The 23339-nt window shown below is 39.1% G+C and carries 24 protein-coding genes, 1 pseudogene and 1 other annotated feature; of the genes and pseudogenes, 1 reads left to right on the top strand and 24 read right to left on the bottom strand.

All coding sequences use genetic code 11. The annotated features are described in order from the left end of the window. Positions 1–37: 37 nt before the first annotated feature. Positions 38–640, top strand: a complete 603-nt coding sequence (locus FFM55_RS01840; protein ID WP_042491794.1) for a TrmH family RNA methyltransferase — start codon at positions 38–40, stop codon at positions 638–640. Positions 641–872: 232 nt separating this feature from the next. Here FFM55_RS01840 and FFM55_RS01835 read toward each other — a convergent pair whose 3' ends face one another. The 24 genes and pseudogenes from FFM55_RS01835 to kdsA all read right to left on the bottom strand — a co-directional run bounded on the left by FFM55_RS01835 (position 873) and on the right by kdsA (position 23238). Then, the gene (locus FFM55_RS01835; protein WP_042491795.1) at positions 873–2552 is read right to left on the bottom strand and encodes an NAD(P)/FAD-dependent oxidoreductase; all 1680 of its coding nucleotides are present in this window, start codon (positions 2550–2552) and stop codon (positions 873–875) included. 270 nt (positions 2553–2822) lie between these two features. After that, entirely contained in the window at positions 2823–3767 is a 945-nt protein-coding gene (locus tag FFM55_RS01830; protein ID WP_042491796.1) for a metal ABC transporter solute-binding protein, Zn/Mn family, read from the bottom strand. After that, a complete protein-coding gene (locus FFM55_RS01825; RefSeq protein ID WP_042491797.1) occupies positions 3751–4611 on the bottom strand; it encodes a metal ABC transporter permease in 861 nt (286 codons plus the stop codon). Before FFM55_RS01825 ends, FFM55_RS01830 begins: the two co-directional genes overlap by 17 nt. A 1-nt stretch (position 4612) precedes the next feature. Further along, positions 4613–5346: pseudogene (locus FFM55_RS01820) on the bottom strand (metal ABC transporter ATP-binding protein). A gap of 222 nt (positions 5347–5568) precedes the next feature. Further along, complete coding sequence (locus FFM55_RS01815) at positions 5569–6387, bottom strand: serine hydrolase (protein WP_170999640.1); 819 nt, start codon at positions 6385–6387, stop codon at positions 5569–5571. Positions 6388–6821: 434 nt separating this feature from the next. Further along, a complete protein-coding gene (gene rplL / locus FFM55_RS01810) occupies positions 6822–7187 on the bottom strand; it encodes a 50S ribosomal protein L7/L12 (RefSeq protein ID WP_042491800.1) in 366 nt (121 codons plus the stop codon). Positions 7188–7274: 87 nt separating this feature from the next. Then, complete coding sequence (gene rplJ / locus FFM55_RS01805; protein ID WP_042491802.1) at positions 7275–7778, bottom strand: 50S ribosomal protein L10; 504 nt, start codon at positions 7776–7778, stop codon at positions 7275–7277. 28 nt (positions 7779–7806) lie between these two features. Further along, positions 7807–7933 (bottom strand) — a sequence feature (ribosomal protein L10 leader region). 64 nt (positions 7934–7997) lie between these two features. Then, positions 7998–8687 (bottom strand): 50S ribosomal protein L1, encoded by a 690-nt coding sequence (gene rplA / locus FFM55_RS01800; RefSeq protein WP_042491803.1) that lies wholly within the window; start codon positions 8685–8687, stop codon positions 7998–8000. Positions 8688–8781: 94 nt separating this feature from the next. Beyond that, complete coding sequence (gene rplK, locus FFM55_RS01795; protein ID WP_042491805.1) at positions 8782–9207, bottom strand: 50S ribosomal protein L11; 426 nt, start codon at positions 9205–9207, stop codon at positions 8782–8784. 143 nt (positions 9208–9350) lie between these two features. Beyond that, complete coding sequence (nusG, locus tag FFM55_RS01790) at positions 9351–9908, bottom strand: transcription termination/antitermination protein NusG (RefSeq protein ID WP_042491807.1); 558 nt, start codon at positions 9906–9908, stop codon at positions 9351–9353. A 103-nt stretch (positions 9909–10011) separates the two neighbouring features. After that, positions 10012–10182 carry a preprotein translocase subunit SecE gene (gene secE, locus FFM55_RS01785; RefSeq protein WP_042491809.1) on the bottom strand — a complete coding sequence of 57 codons (171 nt, stop codon included), beginning with the start codon at positions 10180–10182 and terminating at the stop codon, positions 10012–10014. A 21-nt stretch (positions 10183–10203) separates the two neighbouring features. Then, on the bottom strand, positions 10204–10353 hold the full coding sequence (gene rpmG / locus FFM55_RS01780) for a 50S ribosomal protein L33 (protein WP_074426820.1): 150 nt from the start codon (positions 10351–10353) through the stop codon (positions 10204–10206). 67 nt (positions 10354–10420) lie between these two features. After that, on the bottom strand, positions 10421–10975 hold the full coding sequence (locus tag FFM55_RS01775) for an RNA polymerase sigma factor (protein ID WP_137600405.1): 555 nt from the start codon (positions 10973–10975) through the stop codon (positions 10421–10423). Between the two features lie 116 nt (positions 10976–11091). Next, a complete protein-coding gene (rlmB, locus tag FFM55_RS01770) occupies positions 11092–11925 on the bottom strand; it encodes a 23S rRNA (guanosine(2251)-2'-O)-methyltransferase RlmB (protein ID WP_081839268.1) in 834 nt (277 codons plus the stop codon). Then, a complete protein-coding gene (locus FFM55_RS01765) occupies positions 11909–12334 on the bottom strand; it encodes a Mini-ribonuclease 3 (RefSeq protein ID WP_042491817.1) in 426 nt (141 codons plus the stop codon). Before FFM55_RS01765 ends, rlmB begins: the two co-directional genes overlap by 17 nt. 57 nt (positions 12335–12391) lie before the next feature. Continuing rightward, a complete protein-coding gene (pyrE, locus tag FFM55_RS01760; RefSeq protein ID WP_137600404.1) occupies positions 12392–13012 on the bottom strand; it encodes an orotate phosphoribosyltransferase in 621 nt (206 codons plus the stop codon). A gap of 2 nt (positions 13013–13014) precedes the next feature. After that, the gene (gene pyrF / locus FFM55_RS01755; RefSeq protein WP_137600403.1) at positions 13015–13722 is read right to left on the bottom strand and encodes an orotidine-5'-phosphate decarboxylase; all 708 of its coding nucleotides are present in this window, start codon (positions 13720–13722) and stop codon (positions 13015–13017) included. Positions 13723–13741: 19 nt separating this feature from the next. Further along, the gene (locus FFM55_RS01750) at positions 13742–14707 is read right to left on the bottom strand and encodes a dihydroorotate dehydrogenase (RefSeq protein WP_137600402.1); all 966 of its coding nucleotides are present in this window, start codon (positions 14705–14707) and stop codon (positions 13742–13744) included. 20 nt (positions 14708–14727) lie between these two features. Continuing rightward, positions 14728–17904, bottom strand: a complete 3177-nt coding sequence (carB, locus tag FFM55_RS01745) for a carbamoyl-phosphate synthase large subunit (RefSeq protein ID WP_042491823.1) — start codon at positions 17902–17904, stop codon at positions 14728–14730. Then, positions 17897–18982, bottom strand: a complete 1086-nt coding sequence (locus tag FFM55_RS01740) for a carbamoyl phosphate synthase small subunit (protein ID WP_042491825.1) — start codon at positions 18980–18982, stop codon at positions 17897–17899. The genes carB and FFM55_RS01740 overlap by 8 nt, the downstream gene beginning before the upstream one ends. A 9-nt stretch (positions 18983–18991) precedes the next feature. Continuing rightward, the gene (gene pyrC / locus FFM55_RS01735; protein WP_042491826.1) at positions 18992–20269 is read right to left on the bottom strand and encodes a dihydroorotase; all 1278 of its coding nucleotides are present in this window, start codon (positions 20267–20269) and stop codon (positions 18992–18994) included. Beyond that, entirely contained in the window at positions 20250–21173 is a 924-nt protein-coding gene (locus FFM55_RS01730) for an aspartate carbamoyltransferase catalytic subunit (protein WP_137600401.1), read from the bottom strand. The genes pyrC and FFM55_RS01730 overlap by 20 nt, the downstream gene beginning before the upstream one ends. Positions 21174–21446: 273 nt before the next feature. Then, positions 21447–22400 (bottom strand): KpsF/GutQ family sugar-phosphate isomerase, encoded by a 954-nt coding sequence (locus FFM55_RS01725; protein WP_042491828.1) that lies wholly within the window; start codon positions 22398–22400, stop codon positions 21447–21449. Beyond that, a complete protein-coding gene (kdsA, locus tag FFM55_RS01720) occupies positions 22384–23238 on the bottom strand; it encodes a 3-deoxy-8-phosphooctulonate synthase (RefSeq protein ID WP_137600400.1) in 855 nt (284 codons plus the stop codon). Before kdsA ends, FFM55_RS01725 begins: the two co-directional genes overlap by 17 nt. Positions 23239–23339: the final 101 nt, after the last annotated feature.

Raw genomic sequence — 23339 nt, 5'->3', positions numbered from 1 at the left:
TTAACTAGGCTTATTCCTAGTTCACAAGGAGACCATAATGTCAGAAATCGACCTTAGCCGTTCAGCAGATTATCGTAATGTTACCGACTTTTATAAAGGTAAAACAGATGACGAAATTCGTACCGCTCTTGATATGCAACGTGGTGAAATGGTTTCAATCATGCAAAATCTAAGTCACGACTTTAATAAAGCATCTGCTGTTCGCAATAGTAACGCATTTGGTATGCGTAAACTTATTTTCTTGAACCCTGAAAACCCGGCCATTCCAGATGCGAAAGAAGGTATTAAAAAATGGGATCGTCGCGGATCACTGGGTACTCAAAACTATGAGCATATTGAACATCATCGCATTATTGATTATCCTGCTATTTTTAAGCAATTACATCAAGAAGGTTATACAATTTATGCTATTGATAACACACCAGGCTACAATCCACAATCATTATATGACGTAAAATTCCCTGCCAAATCAGCCTTTTTATTTGGCGAAGAAAAGCTTGGCCTTGCTGATGACTTAATTGCTGCTGCTGACGCCATGGTTTACATTCCCCAATATGGTAGTGTTCGTTCGATAAACGTCGGCGTTGCCCATGGCGTTATTGCCGCATTCTATGCATCACAACATCAACCACATGCCTAACTAAAAAGAGCGAGACAAGAGTCGTTTTGAAGCCGGTGTGTAACATGATTGGCGTAATTTTTGGCCGTAGCAACGCGAAGGACAAGGATTACGTTAATCACATTATATTGAGGCTTCAGAATTTTTGAACGCGTTTATGCCATAAAACCTACAGGCTTATAATTAATGTATTTTTAACTAAAAAGAGGCTGGAACAATTTTTTGTCCCAACCTCTTATTTTTTTACAATTAATTACTTACGCATATCGTTGTAACGTGAACGAGCCTTACCATACCATGAGTTAGCCAAAGTACGTTCTAGAACTGGTGTTACCCAGTAGTCTAATCCAATCGTACGACCAGCCCCATTCATCAATGCTAGTGATGCAAATGGAATCAACAAAGCAGCAACACTAACCCCTGATCCAGCAAATACCATTACCAAACCAAAGATGAAACCGATGAATGCTGATAATGAAGTCAACAAACCAAAGGCTAGCAACCAACCAATAATTGTGGCAAGAATACCAGCACCACCACCAAGAGATGCTCCTAGTGAGATCCAAGTGATTCCCATAACAATACGCAAAGGTACTGCCCACAAAACGTTACCAACACGTGAAGTCCAACCAAAGAATGGATTACGTCCATTTGGTGTACGGAAGAATTCATCCAATGAGTATTGGAACATGTGGTAACCACTTGTGATTTGCATGAAGAAGTAGAAATTAATAATGTGCTTGAACATGTTAGCAATGAATCCAGTTACAGGAATACCTTCCTTACCAAGCTTCATGTTACCAAGTTGTTGTACGACACCTACTGTGTAATGTGAACCAATTGATACAGCATAACCTTGGTAGTGACCCTTAAATTCATGACGATCACCAGTTTGACCAGTAACATCATAAACAACGTTAGGGACAACTGTATTGGCAGCTGATTCTCCACCTTCAACAGTTTGTGGTGTCCAACCAGCACGTGGGTTATCAGGATCAGCCAAAGCAGGTTCTTGATAAGCAGCCACGTCACCAGCAACATAGATATCTTTTTCACCCAAAGCACGTGAGTACTCGTCAGCCAAGAAACGGCCACCAGGGCCTTGTTGCAAGCCCCACTTAGCACCTTGTGGCTTAGCCTTAACACCAGCAGTCCATACCAAAGTTTCAGTAGGTACTTCTGTACCATCCTTCAATAGTGCAGCATGTTCTTTAACTTCAACAACACCAGCTGATTTACGCAACGTGATACCGTGGTTAATCATGTATTGTTCACCCTTATCAGCCAACTTACGGTCTGAAAGCATGTTCAAAATTGTTGGCACAGCTTCAATAACTTCCAACTTGATTTCTGATTCATCCAAGTTGTTATCACGTGCCAATTCACGACGTTGTTCAATCAATTCACCGGCTAATTCGACACCAGTAAATCCTGATCCGACAACGGCAATTGTTAATTTAGCAGCACGGAGCTTTGGATCTGACTCCATGGCACCTTCGCGAATAACATTTTCAATATGTGCACGAAGCTTGACAGCTTCTTCAAATGACCACAATGTGTATCCATATTCTTCAACACCTGGTGTACCAAATGTGTTCGTTGTACCACCAGTAGCGATAACTAGCTTCTCATATGTAAATTCACCTTCTGATGTCTTAACGACCTTTGCAGTCTTGTCGATATCTTCAACATTTGCCGTGACAATCTTCACATTTGATTGGTGCTTAAATAGCGTACCTAAATCAAATTGAACGTGTTTTGGTTCAACACGCTTGGTAGCAACTTCATGCAATTCAGTCATATAAGTCATAAATGAATGACGATCAATCAAAACGATTTGATAATCAGTATTCTTTAACTTTTTAGCCAACTTACGAGCAGCAAATACACCAGAAAAGCCGGCTCCTAGTACAACAATGTTCTTACTAGACATTTAAAAATTCTCCTCAATAAAAATTTCTACAACACAAATAAATTTATAAACCCAACGATACATTGTATCGTTGAAAAGCTTATTTGTAAATATTATCACTTAACCTTAAATACGGTTTGCCCAAGATTAAATATTTCACCAATTCCATTATAGCAACTTTAAGGAAAACAATCACAAATTAGTCATATTTTTTTTAAATATTTTTGAAACTAGGCATATAAAAAAGCACATTAACGAGGTTAATTCCTAATTAATGTACTTATACAAAGGCTATTTTCCTAACATACCATCGTGAATTTTATCAATATTCCACTTTACCATGTCGTAATAAGTGTCACCTTGTGTGCCTTTCTTAGCCAAAGAATCAGTATAAATCTTTGAATAAATTGGCAAGTTAGTTTCTTTTGCCACTTGTTTCATTGATTTTGGTGAAACTGAACTTTCCACAAACAATGACTTTACATCCGAATCATCAATTTTAGCCAGCACTTGTTTCATTTGTTCTGGTGTTCCTCGTGCTTCAGTATTAATTTCCCAGATAAAAGCTGGTGTAATACCATATGCTTTTGAGAAGTATTTAAAAGCACCTTCTGATGTTACAAGTAAACGTTGTGCAACTGGGATATCTGCAAATTTATTTTGTGCTTCGTTATGCAAAGTTTGTAATTTCTTCACATAAGCATCTGTACGTTCTTGATATGCCTTAGCATGCTTAGGATCTTTATCTTGTAGCACACGACTAATCAACTTGACATATTTAACACCATTACTCAAGTCTAGCCAAGCATGTGGATCTGTTTCATCTTCTTTACCTGATTCAGTTAGATACATTGGCTTAACATTTTTAGATGCTGCAAAGACTTCTTTATTATCTCGCTTATTAGCAGTCTGTGTTAATTTATTAAACCAACCACTACCACCTGTTTCAAGATTTAAACCGTTATGGAATAAAACATCTGCTTCAGTTGCAGCTGCAATATCATTAGTCGTTGGATCATATTCATGTGGGTCAGTACCACGTTTCACGATACTATAAACCTTAACGTCTTTACCACCAACTTGTTCAACCATATCTTCTAAAATCGAATTGGTTGTCACAACCCTTAATCGACCACTTTGTGTGCTTGATTGTTCATCTCGACTTTTAACAAACCATACGACACTTCCACACACCATCAAAATAATTAATAAGGCGATACTAATCTTCTTTAACATGTTTTACTCCTAGTTTGGTGATAAATCCTTGCTTGGGGGCAATAATAAACGACAATAAGAATATAATGGCAGCGACTAACACTATTGCTGGTCCTGACGCCCAGTTCATGGTATAAGACAAATACAAACCAATAATCGATGCCACTGCACCAATCGTTGATGACAAAATCAACATAAATGCCAAACGATTAGTCCATAGGAACGCTGTTGCAGCCGGTGTAATTAACATCGCAACAATCAAAATAATTCCCACAGTTTGTAATGCTGATACCGTAACCAACGTTAAAATAATCATCAAACCATAATGGATAATACTCGTATTCAACCCATATGATTTTGCAAAAACTTCATCAAAAGATGTAATTTGTAATTCTTTAAATAACAGCACAACAAATATCACAACAATTGCTAAGACAATAACCGTTGATATTAGGTCTTTATCCGATACTGCCAAAACGTTTCCGAATAAAATATGATGCAAGTTGGTTGACGACTCTGCCATCGAAATTAAAATAAATCCTAATGCAAAAAATGCTGAGAATACAATTCCAATAGCGGTATCATTTTTCAATTTACTATTAGTTGCAACAAACCCTATTAGTAAGGCGGCAATGACACCAAAAACTGTTGCACCAATTAATAAATTAATGCCCAGCATGTAAGCAACAGCAACACCTGGTAAAACAGAATGCGAAATAGCATCTCCCATCAACGACATACCACGTAAAATAATAAAACTACCGATAATCCCATACATAATTCCTACCATAATGGCAGCAATTAATGCACTTTGTAAAAAATTGTAACGGCCTAATGCCTGCATAAATTCTATGATACTAGCCATATTAAGCACCTGCTATCTTATTAAACAATACGGCACTTAAGTCAGCTGAGAACGCTTGTTGCATGTTCTGCTGTGTATAGACCGTTGCAACGGGACCATGCGCAATAACACCATGATTCATAATTAATAAATCATCAAAGTATGCCGCAACCTTATTCAAATCATGATGGACAACAATAATTGACTTACCAGCATCACGCCAACCACGAAGTACATTCATAATCTCTTCTTCAGACTTCATATCAATCCCAACAAACGGCTCGTCTAATATCACCACGTCCGCTTGTTGTACGATTGCCCGTGCCACAAAGACACGCTGTAATTGACCACCTGATAATTCACCAATTTGTCGTTGCTCAAATTCAGTTAAATTAACTTGTTGCAATGCATTTCGAGCAGCTTCCTTTTCCTTGCGACCAGGGCTTTTGAATAATCCTAACTTCCATACGTACCCGTTAAAACCACCTCAAAAACACTGATTGGAAAGGTTAAATCAAGCGCTGCACGCTGCTCAACATATGCAATTTTTTGCCGAACGCGATTAACCATAACCCCATCTAATGTTGTCTGGCCCGAATGACGAACTAAACCGAGAGCACCCTTGATAAGCGTTGACTTTCCCGCTCCGTTTGGACCGATAATTCCAGTAATCCTACCAGGTGCAAATTCGACCGATAAATTCCTAAATACAGGCACATTGCTGTAAGCGACCGTTAAGTCGTTGATTTTCAGCATAAATATGTCTCCTATTCTATTTTTTTTTGTCGTTAAAAATATTTTTTCATAACGCAACTTAATCATCATAATAAATTTCATGAAACTAATCAATATATTTTATTAAATGAAAAATATTTGTAACTAAGTGTCATCCTTGTAAAGGAAATTTTTACGAACCGTTAATTTAGGTATTAAAAAAAACAACCAATATATTTATCATATTAGTTGTTCATCCTGACCTTATTTAGCTAATTCTTGATAGCTTTGTCGTGATAATTGTTCAATTAAATCAATACCATTTTGTTCTGTTGTATCACCATTCGTTAATATAGCAATAACATAATCAACTTTTTTGGTCTTAATATGTCCTAAACTATTAACCATCCAGCCATCGTCGTCATCTGGTAACCACCCATTTTTTAGTGAAATTTCAGCATTTTTTGGTACGCCAGCACTCACACCCCAAGCTTGATCATCATCAATTTGACTCATTAAACCCTGTGCATAGTGTTGTGAATCCTTGGACAACACATCACTCTTATAAAAAATATGACGTAATAATTTAATCTGATCTGGTGCTGTCGTTGTTGAATATCCCCACGCTGTTGGATTCATTTTTGAATTATTCATGCCCAATGTTTTAAATAAATTATCTGGTGCTTGATACCCACCCATTTGGTACAATAAATTCGTTGTTGCATCATTATCACTAGCTGTAATCATACTATTCGTTAATTCTTTTTGATTATCTGTTAAGACCGTTTGTGCCTTCTCATTTTCTAATAACAACTCAGTTAAAACAGATACTTTAACTGCACTTGCCATTACAAACTTATTCGTTTGACTATGGCGGGTTGTGATTAATTTTTGTGTTTTATTGTTATAGATAGCCACGTCAACATTTACTGATTTGCCTTTTAATGTTTTTTGCCATGATTGTTTTAAAGTTTTTTCATGATTAACAAATCCTAATTTTGGTGCAACTGTATCCACAATTTTCTCACGTTGTGTCCACAACAACGCACCTAAAAGAATGGTCACAATACCGACAATCAGCATTGCTAACCTTTTTGATTTAACAATTTTTGAATTTTGGTTATTTTGACGTAACCCTCTTTGATTTTTATTTTTCATAACTAATAGTATACGGTATTAACCTTTAAATAAAATAACAAATTTATTATATTTAATCGGCACAATTCATATGAATGCACTGTTTAACTGACAAAGTTGTAATTCTGTCAATTAGGTTTCATGGCCTTCAACACTCACAAGTTTCTTACCTGCTTCATAACGATATTGTCTATTTTTCAAAACGTGTTGGTCACTCAAATGTTGGTATGACTTTGAAAATATATTCTCACATGCTTAAAGAAAAAGAAGAATCTCAATCTAATTTAACTAAAAAATTGCTACAAAAAACCGCCATTCATAAGTTCCGGTGACCAAAAGTGACCAGAATACCTATAAATAGCGGTTTAATAAGACTTTAATTACTTTACAGTAACAACGGCACCAGCTTCTTCAAGCTTTGCCTTCAAGTCGTTAGCATCGTCTTCTGAAAGACCTTCCTTGATAACTGAAGGTGCATCGTCAACAAGACCCTTAGCGTCCTTCAATCCCAAACCAGTTGCTTCACGAACTGCCTTGATAACCTTAACCTTAGCTGAACCAGCTGAAGTCAATTCAACATCAAATTCAGTCTTAGCAGCGGCATCTCCACCAGCTGCACCAGCAGCTGCAACAGGGGCAGCAGCTGAAACACCAAACTCTTCTTCGATAGCTGAAACCAAGTCAGCCAAGTCCATAATCGTAGCTTCCTTCAATGAAGCAATGATTGAATCCTTATCAAATGCCATGATAAATAATCTCCTCTTAATATTTGCGTTAATTGCAAGTTTAATTTATGGGCAATGCCCGTTTAAGATGCGAAACTAAGCGGATGCTTAGGCTTCTACCTCTTCCTTTGAATCTGATACAGCTTTAACTGCATAGGCAAAGTTGCGAACAGGTGCTTGCAACGTTGACAACAACATTGATAGCAAACCGTCGCGATCTGGCAATGAAGCGTACTTATTGATATCTTCAATAGATACGATATTACCATCGATGAATCCACCCTTGATTTCCAAGGCTTCGATTTCATCAGCATACTTCTTTAATACGCGGGCAGGTGCGATTGCATCATCATTTGAAAATGCAACAGCTGAAGGACCAGCAAACAAGTCGTTCATTTCAGAAAAATCAGCGGCTTCAGCAGCGCGAGTCAAGACTTTGTTCTTGATAACACGTAGTTCAACACCTTCTCCACGTAATTCAGCACGCAAGTTGTTTGATTGCTCAACAGTCAATCCACGCACGTCTGCAACAACAGCAGACGTTGCGTTCTTAAACTTGTCAGCAACTTCGGCAACTTGTTGTGCTTTAACAGCAATGGTTGCTTCACTCATGGTATATTATTCCTCCTGTTTAGATTTTGATTCTTACCAAAAACCCCCAGTACATGCTGCACCGGGGGTCAAAAGTCGCTTTCGCGTTTTTCACTTCCTCGGCGGGATATTAAGTCTTACGACACCTGCGTCTTAGGTAGAATCGATTTATTACTTCAACTACTTTAACAGGTAGTCGAGGAAGTGTCAACATTCACTTACTATTTTAGTAAAATCTAATTATAGAGAAGCGATGTCAATGTTCACAGCAGGACCAAATGTTGAAGCGATTGATACGTGTTGTACGTATGTTCCCTTAACAGCGGCTGGACGTGAACGCAAGATAACATTAGCCAATGATTGGATGTTTCCTGCAAGCTTGTCAGCATCAAATGATACTTTACCAACTGGTACAGCAACGTTTCCGTCACGATCAGTACGGTAAGTAACCTTACCTGACTTAGCTTCTGAAACAGCCTTTGTAACATCAAATGTTACAGTACCCGTCTTAGGGTTAGGCATCAAGCCCTTAGGTCCCAAGACACGTCCAACACGTCCAACTTGTGCCATCATATCTGGTGTTGCAACAGCAACATCAAAGTCTAGCCATCCACCTTGGATACGTTGTACCAAGTCAGCAGCACCAACAACGTCAGCACCAGCTGCTTCAGCTTCTTTAGCCTTATCACCTTGAGCAAAGACAACAACAGTTTGGTCTTTACCAGTACCGTTAGGCAAAACAACGGCACCACGCAATTGTTGATCAGCTTGACGCGTATCAACGTTTAGGTTAAATGCAATTTCAACAGTTGCATCAAACTTGGCAAAGTCAATTTCCTTTACCAATGCAGCAGCTTCTTCGACAGTGTATAACTTAGCACTGTCAACTTTTTCAGCGGCTGCTAAATAATTCTTACCATACTTAGCCATGGTAGCTATTCCTCCTTGCAAATGCGGTCAAACGGTCATTGACCTCCCGCTTGATCTTGCTTAGTTTCCTACGCGATCCGTACGTTACTTGTTATTAGCCTTCAACAGTGAAGCCCATTGAACGAGCAGTACCTTCAATCATGCGAACAGCTGCATCAACATCAGCTGCGTTTAGATCTTGCATCTTAGTTTCTGCAATTTCACGTACTTGTGCTGCAGTAACTGTTGCGACCTTCTTCGTGTTAGGCTCACCAGAACCCTTTTCAACACCAGCGGCCTTCTTCAAAAGAACAGCTGCTGGAGGAGTCTTGGTAACGAACTCGAATGAACGATCCTCATATACAGTAATAACTACAGGGATTAACAAACCACCTTGATCGGCAGTGCGAGCATTAAACTCCTTTGTGAATCCCATGATGTTAACACCAGCTTGACCCAAAGCAGGTCCAACTGGAGGTGCAGGTGTAGCCTTACCGGCTGGAATCTGCAACTTAACAATACTTGAAACTTTCTTAGCCACGATTGTTTCCTCCTTCGTGTTTGTGGTGTAAATGGCGCGTTTCGATTTACGCCTCCCACATATGCATCTAGTAACAACACATACTAGATTATAGTAACAAAACTCTTGCACCTTGGCAAGAGAAGTATTCGATTTTATTAAATTTATTTAACTGGCTTAATATCGCTAAATGAGATTTGTGTTGGCGTGTCACGACCAAAGATGTTAATCAATACCGTAACTTCTTGGTGCTCTTCATCAACGTCAGTAACGGCTGCACCTTCTTGACCAGCAAAGCTACCAGCAACAACATCAACTAAATCGCCTACTGCAATATCCAAATGTTCAACTTTACGTTCAACAATGTTCATACGGGCTAACATATCATCCACTTCTTCAGGAAGCAATGGCACTGGCTTAGAACCACCACCGTGAGATCCCAAGAATCCTGTAACTCCTGGTGTATTACGAACAACATACCAAGCTTCGTCAGTCATAATCATTTCTACCAAAGCATAGCCAGGGAAATCATTTTCTTTAATAATCTTCGTTTCACCGTCTTTTTCAACTTCGACTTCTTGTTCTGGTACCAAGACACGGAAAATATAATCCTTCATCCCCATTGTTTCAATACGTGATTCCAAATTTGACTTTACACGATTTTCATATCCTGCGTATGTGTGCAAAACGTACCATTGATTATCAAATGACTCAGTTGCCATGATTGCCTCCTCAGACTGATTGACCTATTTTTTCGTAAATTAAAAACCCTCATAATTGAGGGTTTTATCTGCTAATTCATACTGACAGTATAGCGCATTTTGTTTACTTAGACAACCAAGTAATCCCTTGTTCAAATACCCAATCAGCTGCACCAAAAATTAATGCAAATGCTAATCCAGTTATAACAACAATTGTTGTATTATGAACATTTTCGCTAAATGTTGGCCAAGTTACTTGATGCATTTCATCAATAACACCCGAAATAAATTTCATCATATCACTCCTGCTAAATACTTACATTGTCTCACGATGCAAAGTGTGCGCATCGCAATACTTGCAATACTTTTTAACTTGTAAGCGGTCTGCACGGGTTGGCTTTTTAGTTACCATATAATTACGCGAACCACAAACACTACATGCTAAAGCGACTTTCTTCACTGCCATATGGCGTTACCGCTCTTTCTAAATTTAATTTTATGTGTAAAAGTGTAGCACTTTTACCCCTAAACAGCTAGTGTTTTCTTATCTCATCATGATAAAACAGTTGCCACTTACGCCGAACACCATAACACCATGAGCGTGAACGTTTGATTACTTTCGCAGCCTCTGCTATACCATAACCTTGCATCAGTAAATAGGCTAATTCGCGTTCCTTACCAGGCAATGTTAGATACCATTCAATAATCGTCGTTAACCATTCATTAATCATTGGCTCATATTTTACAATCGATTGTTTAGCATCATACGGCGCAATAGTTTCTTTCAAAATGGGAACCTGCACATCAAAGACACGATATTCATTACGCCATATTTGGACCACGTGTGTCTGCAACGATCGTTGGTAATAGATTGTCAACGCTGCCCATGTTTGATTACGTAATAAACGGAGCGTTTTATGCAACACAACCCGACATTCTTGTTGCCAATCATTTGGTTGCGGTCGTACTCGTTGTTGCGAATACATTTTCCAAACAAGGCCTTCAAACTGCATGAAAATCTGTTCAAAAGCCTGTTCATCCCCGGACTGTGCCCTAATAATTAGCTGTACTTGCTTTGTATCCACCATTTTATACCCATTCCTTACTAATGTAAGAAAATCATACGGTGGTTTATCGTCATTGCCAAAATTATGTTAGAAATTTCAAGTGATTTATCGGGCATTATGCCATTGCATCAGTTATTTTATGATAATGGATTACGACTGTTATAACCTTGATAGATTAATAAGCTAGCCGCTACTGAAGCATTTAGACTTTGCACATGGCCAATCATCGGAATCGTTAGTGTTTCATCAACGGACTTTTTAAGTAGTGGTGAGATACCCTTACCCTCATTACCAATAATTAGTGCCGTTGCCCCTTTAGCATCCCAACGACGGTAATCTTTACCATTCATATCAGTGCCAAATACCCAAACGCCACGTTCTTTTAATTGTTCAACGGTTTGCACTAAGTTTGTTACTCGTGCAACTGGAACGTGTTCAATTGCTCCAGTTGATGTCTTGGCAACAACTGATGTTAACTGTACTGCGCGACGTTTTGGAATAATAATACCATGGACACCGGCTGCATCTGCCGTTCGCATGATTGATCCTAAATTATGTGGATCTTCAATTGAATCAAGCACCAAAAAGAATGGTGCTTCATCTTTTTGAGCAGCCTTAGCAAACAAATCTTCAATTGTGGCATATGCATATGCTGCAATTGATAACACGACCCCTTGGTGATTTTGACCATTCGTTAATTCATCAAGTTTTGCTTTAGGAGCTTCTTGAATAATTAAGCCACGTTTCTTTGCCAAGCCACTAATTTCATTGCGCGCTTTATCTGCTAAGCCATTTTGCAACCAGACTTTATTAATTTCGGTTGTTCCTTTTAGTGCTTCAACTGAGGCATGATGACCAAATACAAATTCAACTTGATCATCAATTGGTTGACTAACTTCTTTAGCAGGATGCTGGCGACGTTGTTTTGCTGGTTTACGATCAGCTTGTCGTTTGTTATTTTGTTGTCCCATGATTTGCCGTTCGCCCACTTTCCACTTGTTTATAAATCCATGAAATTATTTCTTCCAAGCGTTCTGTTTGACCACTTGCACCTAAATAACCCATCACTGCCTCAAAGCCAGTTGAAATACGATATGTCACCACATCAGTGTTTTTGGCCTTCGTATGCGAATTCGCATTACGTCCACGCTTAAAATATTGTTGCTCTGTTTCAGTATAAATGCCATCTTCTACTATCAATGCATATAATGCAGCATGTGCCTTGGCTGAAACATACTTTGTCGATTCACGTTGTAACTTTGCTGGTTTGGTAATGCCCTTTGCTAGTAGATGTTGACGAATATATACTTCATACACCGCATCCCCATAATAAGCTAAATCCAAACCATTTAATTGTTCATAATTTATCTTCTCATTCATGCTTATTATCATACCATTTTATTGCAAAAATTTGGATAGTAAGTATTGGCAAACATTTTAGGCGAGTGTTTGATGCCATTCTTGAATCATCTGCAACTCAGCGGGTGTAATCTTCCCTGACTGTTGCGCAACTTGAATTAAGCTAGAAAAATTAGTTAATGATGCAAAACTGGTTTGGGCTGCTGCGAAATTTTTCACTGCTGCTGGCAATTCATAAGAAAAAATTGATACCACACCAATCACATTACCAGCTTCTGCACGAGTTGCTTTAACTGCCCCTAAGACTGAACCGCCAGTTGAAATCAAATCATCAATGAGAACAACTTTTTGTTGCGCCGTCAAAGCCCCCTCAATTTGCTTACCGGTACCATGATCTTTCGGTTTTGCACGCACATAGATTAAGGGAAGATTCATGGCTTGCGCTACCCAAGCTGCATGAGGAATACCGGCTGTAGCAACGCCCCCAATAGCTTGAACGTCTGGATATTGTGTTTTAATCAAAGCAGTTAATCCTGCAATAACAATCTCACGTTCTTTCGGAAATGAAATAATTTTACGATTATCTGTATAAATGGGACTTTTAATCCCTGATGCCCATGTAAAAGGTGCCTGTGGTTGTAATTTCACTGCTTCAATATCTAATAATGCCTGGGCAACCTGTTTTTGATAGTCTGTCATGTTTACTCCTCATTAAACGCTTTTGTTATTTGTGTGTAGGCAGCAACTGGATTAGGTGCTTGTGTAATTGAGCGCCCCACCACAATACCATTAGCGCCGTTTTTACGTGCTTGTTGCGGCGTCATAATCCGGCTTTGATCACCTTTGGCATCCCCTTGTAAACGAATCCCTGGTGTAATTGATAAAAATTCAGTACTCGTTGCTTGATGAATCATTGGTGTTTCAAAAGCTGATGAAATAACACCGGCCATGCCTGCTTGCTTTGCTAATTGCGCCAAATGAACCACTGATTCATCCAATGACACAGCCAACTGTTGGGTTGTCTGTAATTCAGTTGGCGTAAACGAAGTCAATTGTGTAATTGCTAGTAATTTCGTTGATTGGTTAGCCATAACAATTGCTGACTTAGCTGCAGTTAACATTTTCTCACCACCAGCTGCATGTAGTGTTAAGTAATCGATGCCTAAGCGCGCTAAATTTTTAGTCGCTTGTCCCACAGTATGTGGGATGTCGTATAACTTTAAATCTAAAAAGACCGTGTATCCGCGTTGCTTTAATGCAGCAACAAATTGCGGTCCCTCACGATAGAATAGTTCCATACCAACTTTGACCGCTAATGATTGCTGTGCTGGAAACTGTGCCAAAAATGCCCAGGTTGTTTTAGCATCGGCAAAATCTAAGGCAATAAACACTGGCTTGTTTTCATTCATAATAGCTCCTTTATGATGATTACTTTTCTTGCGCCTTAACCCATGCATCTTCATCAGTAGGCAGCGGTTGCAGTGCATGTGTTACATCAGCAGCTGTTTCAAAATGGTATTTATCAAGGGCTGCTGGTAATTGTTTAATCAACTTTGACAAAAAGAGTGGATCCTCTTTATTCATAATGCCAACTTGAACTGCTGATGCCCCTGCTAACATTAATTCAAGGGCGTCATCAATTGTTGTCACACCACCAACCCCTATAATTGGAATATCCACAACCGACGCTGCTTCCCAGATAAACTCTACAGCCAATGGGTGAATTGCTTTTCCGGATAAGCCACCTTTACCACGGTATAAACGAACTGAACGATCCATTAAGTCTAAACTCATTCCAACCAAAGTATTTACCATCGTTAACCCATCTGCACCCGCTTTTTGAGCTGCAAGCGCCAGTGGCTTAATATCAGTCACATTTGGTGACAATTTTGCATACACGGCTTTGGTAGTAACGGCACGTACAGCACTAACAGCTGCTGTAATACCAGCAGTAGAAACACCAAATGCACGGCCACCCTCATCAACATTTGGACATGAAAGATTTAACTCAATGGCACTAATAATTGGTATTTTATCAATGATGATAGCCAATTCAGTAAACTCAGTAATTGTTTCTCCAGAAATTGACAGCATTTTTGGTAGGTTTGGTAATTTTTCAGCTAACTTGGGTAAGTAATCTGCTTTAACAGCTGCAATACCTGGGTTCGCCAAACCAACTGAATTTAACACCCCCGCTTTTGTTTGAATAGTCCATGGTTGTGGGTTACCTTTGCGTGGCTGCATCGTTGTTGTTTTTAATACTAGCGCACCTAATTCGTTTAAATCAAAGTCATCAATGTGATCCAGTCCATAATAGAATGAACCTGACGATGGCATAAATGGATTTTTTAATTCCAAACCAGGTAATGACACAGCATAACGGTTATTATTCATGGGAAGACTCTCCTTTTATTTTATGCAGGGTTAACTGTAAATGATTGTGATTCAAGGACACTAAGTAGTGCTTTAACTGTATCGAATGCTGTAAACAAAGGCACTGCATTTTCAATTGCTGCATTGCGAATGCGACGACTATCATTAACTGTCGCAATATCTTGATGGGTCGAATTAATAACCAATTGTAATGACCCCTTGCTCAAAGCAGTCACCGCATTATGTGCTGTCTCACTAATCTTATCTAGGATTTGTACCCGCAGACCGTTTTTTTGTAAATATTCACCTGTTCCCGCCGTAGCAAATAATTGAAAACCTAATTCATTAAAACGGTGAGCCAATCCTAGTGCTTCTGCCTTATCTTCATCAGCAATCGTAAACAAAACATTACCAGCATGTGGAATTTTAATGTTTGATGCCACAAAGGCCTTATATAAAGCTTTTTCAAAGGTCTTATCAGACCCCATTACTTCTCCAGTTGACTTCATTTCAGGTCCAAGCAATGAGTCTACTGCTGGTAACTTGGTAAATGAAAAGATTGGTGATTTCACATGAACCATTTCTGATTCTGGCACTAGACCTGTTTCAAATCCCATATCTGCTAATTTTTCACCTAACATCACACGGGTCGCTAATTGCGCTAACTTTAATTGCGTTACTTTTGAAATAAAGGGGACTGTCCGTGATGCTCTTGGGTTAACTTCAATCACATAAGCCGTATTATCATGAATAACAAATTGCACATTCATTAAACCAATTGTTTTCAAACTCTTTGCCAATGCTATTGACGCAGCAACAATTTCAGAACGTACTTTATCAGACAATGTTTGTGTCGGATAGACGGACATTGAATCACCTGAATGCACACCTGCTCGTTCAATATGCTCCATAATTCCTGGAATAACCACCGTTTTGCCATCAGATAATACGTCGACTTCAGCTTCTGAACCAACTAGATACGAATCAATCAAAACAGGATGATCATGGGATACTTTTACTGCGCGTCCCATATAATCCTTTAATTCAGCTTGGTTATTAACAATCTCCATTGCTCGTCCACCCAAAACATAAGATGGTCGTACTAATACGGGGTACCCAATTTCATTTGCGGCGGCTAAGGCACCGTCGATGGTCGTAGCAGTTTTCCCAACTGGTTGCGCCAAACCTAGCTGCTTAATCACTTGATCAAACTCTTCTCGATCTTCGGCACGATTTAAGTTGGTAACACTCGTCCCTAAAATATTGACGCCTGCATTAACTAGCGGTTGTGCTAAATTAATAGCTGTTTGACCACCAAATTGGACTACAACACCAATTGGCTTTTCTAACTCAGTCACGTTTAAGACATCTTCTAACGTGAGCGGTTCAAAATAAAGCTTGTATGAAACCGAAAAATCAGTTGACACTGTTTCTGGATTAGAATTCATAATAATCGCTTCATAGCCAGCTGCTTGAATTGCCTTAACAGCGTGTACAGTTGCATAATCAAACTCAACACCCTGACCAATACGAATGGGTCCTGATCCTAAAACAAGCACACTGGGCTTTTGACTAACAACGGATTCATTTTGCATTTCATAAGTTGCATAATAATAAGGTGTTTGTGATTCAAATTCAGCAGCCACCGTATCAACCATTTTATAAACGGGCTTAATATCAGCTTCCATACGATAGTCTGATACTTCCTGGCTTGTCCATCCCCAAATATCAGCAATGGTTTGATCGGCAAACCCGTTCTTTTTAGCAGCCAACAATACTTTATTATTGCCAACATGCTGTGCTAAAGCTTGCTCAATTTCAATAACATGCAAAATTTTGTCTAAGAAGAAATAATCGATTTTTGTTCGTTCATGAATGACATCAATTGCAACACCTCGACGTATTAATTCACTAATCATAAACAATCGGTCATCACGTGCGGGCATTAAGTCAGCTAATAATTGTTGGCTATTAATATCATTAAAGTTGATATCACGTAACCCAGTCGCCCCAATTTCTAATGAACGAACGGCTTTATTCAACGCTTCTTCAATGTTGCGTCCAATGGCCATAACTTCTCCGGTTGCCTTCATTTGCGTCCCCAAATGGCGATCGGCTGTCGCAAACTTATCGAATGGCCAACGTGGAATTTTAACAACGACATAATCCAAAGCTGGTTCAAAGGCTGCTTTAGTAGTACCCGTTACTGGATTGATAATTTCATCTAATGTCAATCCCACCGCAATTTTGGCAGCCATTTTTGCAATTGGATACCCAGTTGCTTTAGACGCCAACGCTGATGAACGTGAGACACGGGGGTTAACCTCAATAATGTCATATTCAAATGAATTTGGATCTAACGCCATTTGAATATTAACGCCCCCTTCAATTTTCAGAGCGCGGATAATTTTCAAAGCAGCATCACGCATCATTTGTAATTCACGATCAGCTAAAGTTTGTACGGGGGCAACGACGATAGAATCACCTGTATGAATACCAACTGGATCAAAGTTTTCCATTGAAGCAACAATTAGTGCATTATCAGCAGCATCACGCATCACTTCAAATTCAATTTCTTTATAGCCAGCAATCGATTGTTCAATAAGTACTTGTGTCACCGGTGACAACTCTAATCCATTTGCGGCAATATCCTTTAGTTCCGTTTCATTATTAGCAATACCACCACCAGTACCACCTAATGTGTAGGCCGGCCGTACAATCACGGGATAACCACTTTGATTTGCAAAGTCAACAGCTTCTGTAACCGTTACGGCTATCAATGACTCTGGTACCGGTTCATGCAAGCGATTCATTAAGTTCTTGAAAGCTTCACGATCCTCAGCTTCTTCGATGGCTGATAACTTGGTTCCCAATAAAATAATCCCTAATTCATCCAAAATACCTGCTTCTGACAATTCTTTGGCCATATTCAAGCCTGTTTGGCCACCCAAAGTTGGCAAAATTGCGTCTGGACGTTCTTTACGCAAGATTCGTGCTAAAAATTCAAATGATAATGGTTCGATATAAACTTCATCAGCCGTTTCACTATCCGTCATAATGGTTGCTGGATTCGAGTTAACTAAGACAACTTCATACCCTTCTTCTTTTAAAGACATCGCTGCTTGTGTTCCTGAATAATCAAATTCAGCAGCTTGACCAATAATAATGGGACCTGAACCAATGACCAAAATTTTGTGGATATCTGTACGTCTAGGCATGTTGTAATTGTCCTTTCTTACTTTGTGCAATCATTGCTAGGAAATCATCAAATAAGTATTCCGCATCATGGGGACCAGGCGCTGCATCTGGATGAAACTGAACTGAAAATGCAGCGTGATTTTTTAACTTAAGTCCTTCAACTGTGTGATCATTAATTTCTTCATGGGTGATTTCCAAATTCGTTTGTGCAATCGACTTAGCGTCAACAGCGTAGCCATGGTTTTGTGATGTAAAGTCAATTTGATTTTTAACTTTATTACGAACAGCATGATTAAAACCACGATGACCAAATTTCAACTTAAACGTCGTTGCACCATTAGCTAGAGCAAACAATTGGTGGCCTAAGCAAATCCCCATCAATGGCATCTTTTCTTGTAATTCTCGAATAACTGGTAAGATATGCAACACATCTTCAGGATTTCCTGGTCCATTTGACAATAAGACGCCATCCGGATCCATATCTAATATAGTCTTTGCATCAACATTAGCTGGGAAAACCATCACATTCACACCACGTTTAGCTAATGAACGTAAAATAGAATTTTTCAAGCCAAAATCAATCAACGCAATTGATGGCCCATCCGTCGGGTTAACATACGTCGTTTTCGTCGTCATTTTGTTAACTTCATCTGTTGCTGGTTTTGCTGCCTGTAGTTGCGCCAATGTGTCATCAGTAACTTCATCAACAATAACTGCCCGCATCACACCGTATTCTCTAATTTCTTTTGTTAGGGCACGTGTATCAACATCCGTAATACCTGGCAAATCCATTTTTTCTGCCCATTCAGCAAGTGACATTTGTTGGCGCCAATTAGAAGGACGGCGTGCAATTTCATGTGCCACAATGGCATTTGCTGTTGGCTTTAATGATTCATAATCATCACGATTAATACCATAATTGCCGATTAATGGATACGTAAAAGTTAGAATTTGTCCTGAATAAGAAATATCCGTTAATGATTCTTGATAACCCGTCATACCCGTATTAAAAACGAGCTCTCCTGCAACATCTTTTGTAGCGCCAAAAGCTTCACCAGTATAAATTGACCCATTTTCTAAAACTAAATAACGTTGCATGTTTTCCCCCTATGCCTCGTAAACGATTTGACCATCAACCATGGTTAATACTGTCTGCCCGTAAATTGTTGCCCCAATAAATGGTGTATTAACCCCTTTTGAGGCAAATTCGTCTGCTGTAATTTTGTGTGCATGATTAATATCAAATAATGCCAAATCTGCTGGTTGCCCAGCAGCTATTTTCTGTGCTCCTTGTAACCCAAAGGCTTGTTGTGGTTTAACAACCATCCAATCCAATAATTGGTTCAACGTTGCAATACCCGGTTTAACTAAGTGGGTATAAAGCAATTGGAAACTTGTTTCAATCCCCGTAATCCCAAAAGCAGCCCCGATAAATGACCCTTCTTTTTCTGCTTTACTATGCGGTGCATGATCAGTTGCTACCATATCAATGGTGCCATCCAATAATCCCGCAATAACAGCGGTCCGATCAGCTGGTGTTCGAAGCGGCGGATTCATTTTAAAGTAAGCATTATCACCCGTAATATGGGTTTCATCCAATAACAAATGGTGCGGCGAGACTTCAGCCGTCACGTTGACTCCTTGTGATTTAGCAAATCGAACGAGCGCCACTGATGACTTTGTCGAAAGATGTGCGACATGATAATGCACCCCACTAGCCTTAGCTAATACTAAATCACGTGCAAGCTGAGAGGATTCGCCTAAAGGATCCATACCTGGTAACTGTAATGCTTTTGATTTTTCACCTAAATTCATCACGCCACCGTTAATTAATGAATTATCTTCCACATGTGCCACTAATGGTCGTTGTACTTTGGCAGCAGCTTTCATTGCCATTAGCATCGTAGCCGCCGTTTGCACACCCTTACCATCATTTGTAAAGGCAACGGCACCTGCCTTGGCTAGTGCATCAATATCACTGACCTCTTCAGTCGTTAAAGCTGTTGAAATAGCTGCATATTGCTTTAAATGAATTAAACTATTAGCCTCATTATTAGCTTGAATCATTTGAAAATTTTCTAAGTTGTCTGGCACTGGATCTAGATTAGGCATCGCTAATACTGTCGTAAATCCCCCACGTGCCGCTGCTTTTGACCCAGTTGTGACAGTTTCTTTATAGTCAAATCCCGGTTCACGAAAATGTACATGCACATCGACCAATCCTGGTGTAACTAACGCACCATTGGCATCAATCACACGGTCAGTCGTTTCTTTGATATTAGTTGCCACCTTTGTGATCATGCCGTCAATTACTAAAATATCTTGGCGAATTAAGGCACCATCTGTCCCAACACTTTGTGCATTCTTAATCAATATTGATGTCATTTACTGTCTCCTCCATCAGGCCAGTTAAGATGGCAATACGGGCATAAACACCATTAGCCATTTGCGTAAAAATACGTGATTTGTCTGCTTCTACTAATTCATCAGCAATTTCAATCCCCCGATTAACAGGTGCTGGATGCATAATAATGGCTTTGTCATTTAATCGACTATAACGGTTGTAGGTTAAGCCGAATTGTTGATGATACGTTGTTTCTAAAAAATCAGCATTTTCTTGTTGGGCTAGCCGCTCATGCTGCACACGCAATAACATCAAAACATCTAAGGTTTCTAGACCCGCATCCATTTCCCGATAAGTACCATATTGATCAAAGTCAGTCGGATACCACTGTTTGGGTCCTGAAAAACTCACTTGTGCACCTAAACGTTTTAAAATTTCAGCATTTGAACGCGCCACCCTTGAATGCGCTAAATCGCCTACAATACGAATATTTAAACCTGCAAAGTAACCAAACTGTTCAAAAATTGTCATTAAGTCAAGTAAGCTTTGTGATGGATGCTGACCATTGCCATCACCTGCATTAACAAGTTGTGGCATCAAGGCTGAATTTTCAGCAATTAATGGCTCATACCAATCATTAATACTGTGCCGGAGTACCACTACATCTACCCCAATTGCACCAAGAGTTTTTAGCGTATCACTGAGTGATTCTCCCTTTTGCGTTGAACTCGTCTGGGGATTAACTTGAATTGGTTGCCACCCTAACTTTGATTCAGCCATTTGAAAACTACTAGCTGTCCGTGTTGAATTTTCAAAAAATAAATTGGCAACATGTTTTGACTGGGTAGGCAACGCTAATTGTCCATTTTTATACGCCAAACTCTTTTTAATTAATTGCATAATTTCTTGTATTGTTAAATCATTTAAATTCACAAAGTTTCGCATGCTATCTCCTCATTGTTTACGCAAAAAAGCCCTATGAATCCAGTGATTCATAAGGCTTACTAAGTTATTCGATAGTATGATTCACCTATTTTGGATGACTGCCATCAACTTGGGTATCCTTTGTTAGCCTCACTGGACTACACTTAAAGGTTATTCTTGATTGACATTACTATATCATGTTTATTTACTTAGGTAAACAGTTAACTAACTAGTAAAATATAATTAAAACGTTTAACTCATTAGTTTAACAGATTTTATTTTTCATTAAGTTTGTTATTCATCAACAACGTCGTTGATGGTAATAACTCCCGCAACTTCACCTTTTTCAGTAACAACTAAATTAGAGATGTTATGCGTAGCCATCTTACGCCATGCTGCTCGATTTCGTTTATTAACGTCGATACTAATAAACCCTTCTGTCATATAATCAGCAGCTGTTGATTCCTTAACCTTAGTAACATGAAGCATTTTCTTACGAATATCGCCATCTGTCACAATCCCAACAACTTTATCTTGATCCTTTACTAGCGTCATTCCAATACCAAAATCACTAATACGGTAGATAACATCGTTAAGCGGTGTCTCGATATCAACATAAGGTACCTTGGTATGCATGACATTTTTAACTGTTTGCAACAACAGCTTACCAATTGATCCACCTGGATGATACAAAGCGAAATCTTTTTTCGTGAATTGCTTTTCTTTTTGAACCGCAATTAATAACGCATCCCCAACGACCAACGTTGCCGTTGTTGAGTTGGTTGGCGCTAATTTGGTAACGTCCGCTTCAGAAGCCACATCAACAATTAATGCCTCCTGTGTATTTTTTGCCAATGTTGAATCTGATGCACCTGTTAAAGCAATTGTTTTTAAATCTTTACCAAAAATCTCTTGCAACGCAAAATACGTTTGTAATACTTCTTCTGTTTCACCACTATTAGAGACAAATACAACCACATCATCTGCGGATACTCGACCTAAGTCACCATGAAAGGCGTTTCCAGCATCGATGAAAAAGCTTGGTACCCCAATCGAGGAAAATGAAGCCGAAATTTTTTCAGCAATAATACCTGATTTACCAATCGCGATAAAAATTAAACGACCTGTCATCTGTAAAACATCATCAACAAATTGGTCAAAGCTTTCGTCTAAAGCATCACGGACCTTTTCTAAAGTTTTAATTTCAATATTAAAGGTCTCTTTAGCATCTTTATAATAAGTCTTCATCTGCATACACCACCTTACTGTTAAGATGTTCGTGGAATAGCTTGTTGGCTTCTTCTAGGATTGGACGTGCCTTTGATAGATAGAGCTGACTATCTTGATCAGAAATAGCCTTAGGTGGGTTAGGGTGGACTTCAGCAAAAATACCATCAATACCAATTGATAAGGCTGCCCGCATCAATGGGAAGATGTATTCACGATTACCACCAGAATGGTTACCATAACCACTCGGAATTTGAACTGAATGGGTTGCATCGTAAATGATTGGGTAGCCAGTTTCACGCATTTGAATCAAACTCGTCATATCCACCACCAACTGATGATAACCAAACATGGTACCACGTTCAGTGACTAAAATATGCTCATTATCTTGTGAGGCAACTTTATTCACTGCACTCTGAATATCTTCTGGTGCCATGAACTGCGCCTTTTTAATGTTAACAACGCGACCTGTCTTAGCAGCAGCTAACAATAAATCAGTCTGACGACTCAAATAAGCTGGAATCTGCAACACATCAGCAACTTCAGCAACTGGTGCACATTGGTAAGACTCATGGACATCAGTCACAATTGGCACATTATACTTCTCTTTAATCTGACGTAGAATTTCAAGTCCCGTCTCCATGCCAGAACCACGATCAGATGAGATGGCACTACGGTTAGCCTTATCAAAGGATGACTTAAACACATAGTTAATCCCTAACTCATCAGTAATCTTCTTCAATTCTTCAACAACTTCAGCACAAGTTTCATATGATTCAATGGCACATGGGCCGGCTAGTAAAGTTAAACGATCGTCCTTAAAGCCATACTCTTGAAATACTTCACTAATTTTTGGCATATCTTTTCCCCCGCTCTTTGACTAGTTCATTTGCTAAACATTATTAGAAATTATTAATTTTTAAATATTATATGCTAACTATTGCGATTTTTCACTTTTAA

The sequence above is a fragment of the Weissella sagaensis genome (assembly GCF_005405285.1).
GTDB classification, from domain to species: domain Bacteria; phylum Bacillota; class Bacilli; order Lactobacillales; family Lactobacillaceae; genus Weissella; species Weissella sagaensis.
Note: the sequence above shows the minus strand (reverse complement) of the source record. Positions and strands in the feature narration are given on the sequence as shown.